Source organism: Mesorhizobium sp. M7D.F.Ca.US.004.01.2.1, from assembly GCF_003997785.1.
GTDB classification, from domain to species: Bacteria; Pseudomonadota; Alphaproteobacteria; order Rhizobiales; family Rhizobiaceae; genus Mesorhizobium; species Mesorhizobium loti.
Genome location: NZ_RZRQ01000246.1, coordinates 1 through 8,761 on the forward strand (window position 1 = coordinate 1; position 8,761 = coordinate 8,761).

Below are 8,761 nucleotides of genomic sequence, written 5' to 3' on the forward strand. Positions count from 1 at the left end.
CTACGACGACACCGACCAGCGGCCCGGCGGCAAGTTCGCCACCGCCGATCTGATTGGCCTGCCATGGCAGGTGATCGTCGGACCGCGCGGCGTGGCCGCCGGCGAGATCGAGATCAAGAATCGCAAGACCGGCGAGCGCGAGACGCTGCCGATCGCGGACGCGAAGAAGCGCTTCGGTGTCGCTGCATGAGCGAGGCGGTGGCGGCAAGATCGGCGGGCGCCGGACCCTTTTCCATCTTCGAGCGCATGGTCGCGTGGCGCTATCTGCGCTCGCGGCGCAAGGAGACGGTGATCTCGGTGATCGCCTCGATCTCCTTCCTCGGCATTATGCTGGGCGTCGCCACGCTGATCGTGGTGATGGCGGTGATGAACGGCTTTAGGGCGGAGCTGTTGACGCGCATCCTCGGCGTCAATGGCCATCTGATCGTGCAGCCGCTCGATTCGCCGCTTGAGGACTATGCGCAGGTCGCCGGCCGCATCAACGGTGTATCAGGCGTCAAATACGCCATCCCGCTGATCGACGGCCAGGTGCTGGCGCAAGGCAATGTCGGCGGTGGAACCGGAGCGCTGGTGCGCGGCATCCGAGGCGAGGATCTCAGCAAGATCGCCATCGTGGCCAGCAACATCAAGCAGGGCTCGATCGCCGATTTCGACACCGGCGAGGGCGTTGCCATCGGCAAGCGCATGGCTGAGAATCTCGGCCTGACGCTTGGTGACACCATCACCTTGATCTCGCCGGACGGCGACGTGACCCCGATTGGCACGACGCCGCGCATGAAGGGCTACAAGATCGCGGCGATCTTCGAAGTCGGCATGTCCGAATATGACACCTCCATCGTCTACATGCCGTTCTCCGAAGCGCAGCTTTATTTCAACATGGACGGCCGGGCGCAGACGATCGAGATCTATGTCGACAATCCCGATGATGTCGATGCGCTGAAACCGAAGGTGGAGGCGGCGGCGCAGCGGCCGATCGACATGGTCGATTGGCGCCAGCGCAACGAGACCTTTTTCTCCGCCCTGCAGGTCGAGCGCAATGTCATGTTCATGATCCTGACGCTGATCGTGCTGGTGGCGGCGCTGAACATCATCTCCGGCCTGATCATGCTGGTGAAGGACAAGGGGCACGACATCGCCATCCTGCGCACCATGGGGGCGTCGCGCGGCGCCATCCTGCGCATCTTCCTGATGACGGGTGCGGCGATCGGCGTGACCGGCACGCTCGCCGGCGTGCTGCTCGGCGTGCTGATCTGCACCAACATCGAATCCATCCGCCAGTTCTTCTCGTGGATGACCGGCAAGGTGCTGTTCAACCCGGAACTCTATTTCCTCAGCCAGCTGCCGGCGAAGATGGATCCGCGCGAGACGACCTATGTCATCCTGATGGCGCTCGGCCTATCCTTCCTGGCAACGGTGTTTCCGGCATGGCGGGCCGCGCGTCTCGATCCGGTCGAAGCCTTGAGGTACGAGTAATGGCCGAGGTCATTATCGAGCTGAAGAGCGTCGAGCGGCACTATGTCCAGGGGCCGCGGAAGCTCACCATTCTCAACGGTGCGGACTTCTCGCTGAAGCGCGGTGAGATGGTGGCGCTGGTGGCGCCGTCCGGCACCGGCAAGTCGACGCTGCTGCACACTGCCGGCCTGCTGGAGCGTCCCGACGCCGGCGACGTCATCCTGGCCGGCCGTGCCTGCGGGCGGCTCTCCGACGACGAGCGCACGGCGATTCGCCGCAACGATGTCGGCTTCGTCTACCAGTTCCATCATTTGCTGCCGGAGTTCTCGGCGCTGGAAAACATCATGATGCCGCAGCTCATCAAAGGGCTGAGCCGCAAGGACGCGACCGAGCGCGCGGCACAACTGCTCGACTATATGCAGATCGGCAAGCGCGCATCGCACCGGCCGTCCGAACTCTCCGGCGGCGAGCAGCAGCGCGTCGCCATTGCGCGGGCGGTCGCCAATGCGCCGCTGGTGCTGCTGGCGGATGAGCCGACCGGCAATCTCGACCCGGTCACCGCCTCTTATGTGTTCGAGGCGCTGGCGGCGCTGGTCAAGCAATCGGGCCTCGCGGCGCTGATCGCCACCCACAATCACGAGCTGGCATCGCGCATGGACCGGCGCGTCACCTTGGCCGACGGCAAAGTGGTCCCTCTGGGCTCGGGTTGACCTCGGTCTCGACAAACCTTGGCGGGCTCACCATCAGTCCGCCACTGATGCCTGTATCTGGCCCATCGGTAGCTGCCGCTCGGTCCTCAACCTTTTCTTAACCCTGCCGATTTGATCGCCCGAAAATTCCTGATGTAGCCGGATTGTGGTCGTTGACTTTGAAACAAAATTAGAACAAACTGCGAACATATCAACAACAGGAGAGAGTTATGACCGATCTGGTTCAGGATGTCATCTCACTGGTTTGCATGAGCACCTTTCTCGTTTCCATGGCGATCTGGATCGGAGCCATGTGATTTGACGGCATTCGCCGCCGTGATCCTGAGTGGGTTATGACCCGCTCTGCCGTTAAGCTTTTCTTGCCGCCGCAACGTTAGGGTGCCCTGAAAGACAGGGAGCAACGTTGCGTGTCGCCCATCGTCACGGCCATTCTCGTGGCCAGCAATCTCGGGCTGATCTTTCTCTTGATGACCGTGCCGCTTGGTCTGCGCACGGTCCGGCTAAGCCGCGTGATAGCAGCGGACCGGCAGCGCCTCTGGCAGGCGCTGTGGCCGCTCGGCAGCGATGCCGGCTGGTCCGGTGAGATACTCTCGGCCGAAGCGCCGGACGGTGAGGGCGTGGCTCGAATCATGCTGTCCTGGGAAGGCCGCGACGGCAAGCCGATCGAGCGCAAGTCGCGGTTTGAAGACGTGGTCGAGGGCAGCCACTTCTCGATGCGGGTCATCGAGGACACCGCGCTCGACGCCTCGTTCTGGAAGGATTTTCGCGAAACCACCGAACTCGTTTCCGAGGGCAATGGTACGCGGGTGACGCTCAGCCAGACCGATCGCTATCGCGGCGTTGCCTTCCTGGTGTTCCGCTATTTCGCCATGCGCCGCGAACTCTCCAAGCTGCAGCGCTGGGCGCGGACCGGGCAGTATCGCAAGGGCGGCTGGTTCGAGCATCCGCTGAGCCAGGTCGGCTTCGCCGCGCTGTCGGCACTGATCCTGTGGCCGTTCTTCGGGCTTCATTTCGGCGGGCTGGCGCTGGCCGCGATCCTCACATCGGTGGTCGCCCTGCACGAGCTCGGCCACATGGCGGCATTTCGGCTGATGGGCCACAACAGGGCGCGGATGATCTTCATCCCGCTGCTCGGCGGCATCGCCATTGGTGGCCGGCCCTATGACAGCCGTTTCGAGGTCGCCTTCGTGGCCTTGATGGGCGCCGGCTTCTCCGCCTTCCTGGTGCCGATCGCAATCGCCGCAAGTAGCTTTGCCAGCGCGGAAGGGCATCGGCTGGCGGCAATGCTGCTGGCGGCTCTGGCTGGTTTTGCCGCCCTGTTCAACATCGCCAATCTGGTGCCGGTGTGGAAATTCGACGGCGGCCAGGTGCTGCGTCAGATCTGCTCCGGGCCGATCGCGCTGGCGCTGGCCTCGTTCTTCCTGCTCTCGGCTTTCCTGGCTGTGGGGTGGCAGGCCGGTTTTTCCGCCAATTTTCTGCTCGGGACGGGCGCGGTGTTTTCGATCCTCAGCCTGCTGACGATGAGCAGCGGGGTAAAGCCGCGTCACGAGTTGAAGCCGATTCGCACCGTCGACCGCTTGGCCATGGCGGCAGCGCTGCTGGCGGTGTTCGCCGTCCATGGCTACGGCGTGCTGTGGGCCTCCGCCCAGCTCATCTAAGGTGTGTTGATATTCAGGTGATGCCGGCCTGCAAATGGCTGATACCTGCGCTTCCCCGTTCTACCGCGTCGCGGTAGAACTGAGCTCACGTACGAAAAGTACGCTCCGCTCCGGTTCTCGCTATGAGCCATTTTCGACTCGGCCTGACCTGAATCTCAACACACCTGGAGCCGTGCCGGATCAGGAAGTCTCAACCGGCCTTGCGCGGGGCTTCGACAGGCAGAGCCGTGGCGGGACCGAAGACATTCTCGAAGGCGGATTTCAGGGCCAGATCAAGGTCGGCCATTGTCAGGGGAAGGCCGAGGTCGACGAGGCTGGTGACGCCGTGGTCCTGCACGCCGCAGGGCACGATGCCGCTGAAATGGTCGAGATCCGGCTCGACATTGATGGCGATGCCATGAAAGCTGACCCAGCGCCGCAGCCGGATGCCGATTGCCGCGATCTTGTCTTCGGCCGGCGAGCCGTCGGGCAAGGCAGGCCGATCCGGCCGCACCACCCAGACGCCGACCCGGTCCTCGCGGCGTTCGCCCTGCACGTTGAAGGCGGCCAGCGTGCCGATGATCCACTGTTCGAGCGCCGCAACGAAGGCGCGGACATCCTCGCGCCGCCGCTTGAGATCGAGCATCACATAGGCGACCCGCTGGCCCGGCCCATGATAGGTGTATTCGCCGCCGCGGCCGGCTGCGAAGACCGGGAAGCGGCTGGCGTCGATCAGATCCTCGCTGCGGGCGCTGGTGCCGGCGGTGTAGAGCGGCGGATGTTCGACCAGCCAGACTATTTCACCGGCAGCGCCGCTTCGGATCGCCTCGGCGCGCGCCTCCATGAAGGCGATCGCATCGGGATAGGCGGTAAGGCCAGGCTCGATCAGCCATTCGACCGGTGCCGAACCGGGGAGCGGCAGGAACGACGTGGCGATCTGGCTGCGTTCTGGCATGACGGTGTCGCTTTTTGCTTATGCCTGTCGTGGCCCCAAAACCGCCTTGCACTTTTGGGCGACATGCATTTGCCATCCATATGGCAATAGCAGGCCGAAACGTCCAGTTCCGGCACCACATTCGAGCCCTGTGGAGCATTATGCCAATCGCCTGACATTATTGCTTGCCGTGCACTTGTTTCGCCGGAAACGATTTGCTACACGCCGCGAGCCGGTCGGTTCCGGCTCTACCACGTGCGGTCGTGGCGGAATTGGTAGACGCGCAGCGTTGAGGTCGCTGTGGGGCAACCCGTGGAAGTTCGAGTCTTCTCGACCGCACCAAAATTCTCTTGACAGATTGCTTCTGGCGAGCCGGGGCGGCAAGCGACGCCAACATGGCCCATGCGGCGGCCCTTTGGCGCCGAAAGCCCGGCGATGTGGGCGACTGGCCTTGGACGATGACTCGAGATCACGCAGGTCGCTCGGCAAAACCGGGTCTATCCCGTCCACCCAAGGCCAGCCGAGATACAATTGATCGATACAAGCAGAGCGTCGGTAGCCCGCTTTTGATCCGCCGTGCCGGTATTTGCGCGAACTTCACGCAGCAGATCGACCTGCAGCCGGTGAATGTCATCCATCTGCCGCCGCAGATTGTCGAAACGCCGCTTGAACATCGGAAAGCGCGCGGAAAGATCGCCTCCCGTGAGGTCACCGATCAGGTGTCGCGTCAGCTCGTATTCGGCGGCGATGCGAGCGTAGATTCGTTCGGCCGCATCGCTGTCGGACACCAGGCCTGCGTAGAGCCGCGCGATGTCCATGTCGGACTGGTAGAGCGTCTTCTCGGCCTCGTCGATGATCAGGCGGAAGAAGCGCGAGTGCTCGAACATGCGGGCCAGAAGTTCGCGTCCGACCTCGCCGCGCACCGTGACGAACGAGCTGAGCGCGCTGCCGATGCCATACCAGCCGGTCAACAGGTGACGGTTCTGGCTCCAGGCGAACACCCATGGGATGGCGCGCAGGTCGGCAATGCCGCTGGCGCCGAAACGGCGATCCGGCCGTGAGCCCATTTTCAGCAGCGCCAGTTCCGCGACCGGGCTCGCCTGATTGAAATAATCGAGGAAGCCGGGCTCAGCCATCAACCTGGCATAGGACGCCTGCGACATGCCTGCCAGCGCTTCCAGCGCTTCGTCGAACTCCGGCGTTTCCTTGGGCTCGACATCACCGGGCGATCCGACACTGTGGGCCAGCACGCCGGCGGCGAGAACCTCGAGCTGGTTGAGGCCGGTGCCGCGATTGGCGAATTTCGAGGAGACGACCTCGCCCTGTTCCGTCACCCGCATGGCTCCGGCGACTGTACCTGCCGGCTGCGCCGCGATCGCCCGGCCGGTCGGCGCGCCGCCACGGCTGACGGAGCCGCCACGGCCGTGAAAGAAACTGATCCTGACCTTGTGCTTGCGCCCGACGGCAGCGACGCGCTTTTGCGCTTTTGCCAGTTCCCAGTTGGAAGCCAGGAAACCACCGTCTTTGTTGGAATCCGAATAACCAAGCATGATTTCCTGGCGCGCGCGGAAGTCTCGCACCGTTCGCCTCACCAGCGAAATGCCGAGCAATTCGTTCAGGATGCCGGGGGCGGCTTGCAGGTCGGTGATGGTCTCGAACAATGGCACGATCCGCAGCTTGATTGTGCCGCCGCCAATGGGCGCGGTTGAAAGTCCGCAATATTGCGCCAGCAGATAGACGGCGAGCAGATCGTCAGCCGAGCGGGTCATGCTGAGAATGAAGGAGCCGACAGCGTCGGCATCCGAGCTGGAGATGTGCTTGGCGATGACGGAGAATGTCGAAAGCAGTTCACCTGCTTCAGGCGAGAGCCGGCCTGCGTCGATCTCCAGCTGCTCGCCCTGGCTGAGGCTTAAGCGAATGCGCGCCGACCATTGCGGCGTGCCGGCTGCGACCGGATCGGCGGGATTTGTCAGCGCGAACAACTCGCCCAGCACCCGGTTGACGACCGTGGAGTTCTGCCGGATGTCGAGCGAGACCGTTCGGAAGCCGAAGCTCCCGACTTGCCAAAGGAGAGGCTGGACGAACCGCTTTGCCACTGCGCGCCCGCCAATCGCTTCGAGAACGCAAGTCAGCCCGTTCAGATCGGCACGAAACGCCTCCGCCGTGAGGTACGCCGTCGTAGCGCCATCTCGCGTGGCCACCAGCCGGGCAAGCAAGGCCGAAGCGAATTGGCGAAGCGGTTCGTCGGGATTGCGGGCGGCGATCTCTTGCGCCTGTCCGCTTCTATCAAGCGCCGTTTGCAGCGCCGGCTTGAAGCTGGCCGGCAGGTCGATGACATTCGAGCTGGCGCTGAGCACCGTCGCCAGCCGCTGCACCTGCGTCAGATACCAGCCTATGGCGGTATTGCGGTATTCGGCCATGGCATGGGCTGTGACCGCGGCCGTCACATTTGGATTGCCATCGCGGTCGCCGCCGATCCACGAGGCATAGCGCATGAAGGAGGGAATTCTGATCGGCTCGCCCGAATAGTGACGCTCAAAGGCGCCTTGAAGCTTGTCATAGAGCTGTGGCGTTGCCTCGAAGATGACCTCGCGAAAGAAATGCAGGCCCCAGGCGATTTCGCGTTCGACAGTCGGGCGTTCCAGTCGCAGTTCGCCTGTCATCCACAGAAGCTCGATCTCGCTTTCCAGATCGGCGACCAACAGGGAGCGTTCGCGCGGCGCCCAGCGGGGCTGGTCGAGCTCGGTCAGCTTGCGATAGATACGGCGGTGGATCTCCAGCACCGTGACGCGTTTGGCCTCCGTCGGGTGCGCAGTCATGGTCGGGCCGACGCAAAGCTCATCGAGCGTTGCCTGGACTTCCTCCGCCGAGTGGCCGTTCGCTGCCATCTGCGCGATCACGCCAGCGAAGGACCCGGGCACTTCGTCGACACCGGCGCCTTGTTCGAGTTCGCGGCGCACCCGCATGGCAAGCAATTCGTCTGCTATCGCCAGCAATTGGAACCATACGCCGGTCGCCTGAAGCGCGGGGATGCGCTGCTCCGCGGCGAGGGAGACCAGCGACCTACGTCCGGTCAGAACGGCGGCGATCTCGGGCTCACGCGCGCTCGCGACCTGAAGCAGCAAGCGCAACAAAAGGCTGCGTTCATCCTCACGAAAGTTGATGCGTCTGCTTTGTTCCAAACCGCTTTCCTGACTCGTCCGCATGGATACCGCTGTACTTGCGCCCTGATTCGAGGGCGGCGCCTGCTGTCAGGCGACCCGATCGGGGACCGGGCGACCTTCGAAGAAGGCGGTCAGGTTCTCCACCACCTTCATGCCCATCGCCACCCGCGTCTCCTCGGTCGCACTCCCGAGATGCGGCAACAGCACGACGTTCTCCAACTGCTTCAGCGCCTCCGGAACGGCCGGCTCTTCGGCAAAGACGTCGAGACCCGCTCCGGCGATCTCGCGCCTTTGCAGCGCGCCGATCAGCGCATCCTGGTCAATGACGTCGCCGCGTGCCGTGTTGATCAGGAATGCGCCGCGTTTCATCGACCGCAGGCTGCGAGCATCGATGAGATGGCGGTTTTCCGCGCCGCCCGGACAGTGCAGCGACACGAAATCGGATGCCGCGAGCGCATCTTCCAAGGTTGGCATCTGCACCGCGCCCATGGCGCGCGTCTCGTCATCGTCGATCGGTGACCGATTGAAGAAGACGATCTTCATTCCGAAGCCGAAATGCGCGCGCCTGGCCGTTGCCTTGCCGATGCGCCCCATGCCGACAATACCCAGGGTCTTGCCCGACACCTTCGCGCCGGCCATGTGCGTCGGCGACCAGCCACGCCACTCTCCGGCCCGCAGCTGCCGCTCGCCCTCACCGGTCCGGCGCGCGACGGCCAAGATCAGGCTGAGGGCTAGATCGGCGGTGCAATCGGTCAGTACGCCCGGGGTGTTGGTCACCACGATGTCGCGGTCGCGGGCCGCCGCGACATCGATATGGCTGAAGCCGACGCCGAAATTGGCGATGATCCTGGTGCGGGCTGCGCT

General features: G+C 63.7%; 7 protein-coding genes and 1 tRNA gene. 5 read left to right on the forward strand and 3 right to left on the reverse strand.

The genetic code is table 11. The annotated features are described in order from the left end of the window. The 4 genes from EN993_RS25880 to EN993_RS25895 all read left to right on the forward strand — a co-directional run. Positions 1–190: His/Gly/Thr/Pro-type tRNA ligase C-terminal domain-containing protein (locus EN993_RS25880; RefSeq protein WP_245468964.1), on the forward strand; the 190-nt coding region annotated here is incomplete at its 5' end. Further along, entirely contained in the window at positions 187–1,473 is a 1,287-nt protein-coding gene (locus tag EN993_RS25885) for a lipoprotein-releasing ABC transporter permease subunit (RefSeq protein ID WP_109667946.1), read from the forward strand. The genes EN993_RS25880 and EN993_RS25885, both read left to right, overlap by 4 nt. Beyond that, complete coding sequence (locus EN993_RS25890) at positions 1,473–2,162, forward strand: ABC transporter ATP-binding protein (protein ID WP_109667944.1); 690 nt, start codon at positions 1,473–1,475, stop codon at positions 2,160–2,162. The genes EN993_RS25885 and EN993_RS25890 overlap by 1 nt, the downstream gene beginning before the upstream one ends. A gap of 407 nt (positions 2,163–2,569) precedes the next feature. After that, entirely contained in the window at positions 2,570–3,820 is a 1,251-nt protein-coding gene (locus tag EN993_RS25895; RefSeq protein ID WP_127265176.1) for a site-2 protease family protein, read from the forward strand. 190 nt (positions 3,821–4,010) lie between these two features. On the opposite strand, the gene lipB is transcribed toward EN993_RS25895, so the two are convergent. Next, a complete protein-coding gene (lipB, locus tag EN993_RS25900; RefSeq protein ID WP_109667940.1) occupies positions 4,011–4,754 on the reverse strand; it encodes a lipoyl(octanoyl) transferase LipB in 744 nt (247 codons plus the stop codon). Between the two features lie 236 nt (positions 4,755–4,990). Here lipB and EN993_RS25905 point away from each other — a divergent pair. Then, positions 4,991–5,075: transfer RNA gene (locus EN993_RS25905), tRNA-Leu, on the forward strand. A gap of 155 nt (positions 5,076–5,230) precedes the next feature. Here EN993_RS25905 and EN993_RS25910 read toward each other — a convergent pair. Continuing rightward, complete coding sequence (locus EN993_RS25910) at positions 5,231–7,915, reverse strand: phosphoenolpyruvate carboxylase (RefSeq protein WP_127265177.1); 2,685 nt, start codon at positions 7,913–7,915, stop codon at positions 5,231–5,233. A gap of 69 nt (positions 7,916–7,984) precedes the next feature. Next, positions 7,985–8,761: D-glycerate dehydrogenase (locus tag EN993_RS25915; RefSeq protein WP_164757810.1), on the reverse strand; the 777-nt coding region annotated here is incomplete at its 5' end.

Coding starts and splice junctions, on each gene's coding strand:
- EN993_RS25890 (WP_109667944.1), top strand. CDS start 1,473: ATGGCCGAGGTCATTATCGAGCTGAAGAGCGTCGAGCGGCACTATGTC.
- lipB (WP_109667940.1), bottom strand. CDS start 4,754: ATGCCAGAACGCAGCCAGATCGCCACGTCGTTCCTGCCGCTCCCCGGT.
- EN993_RS25885 (WP_109667946.1), top strand. CDS start 187: ATGAGCGAGGCGGTGGCGGCAAGATCGGCGGGCGCCGGACCCTTTTCC.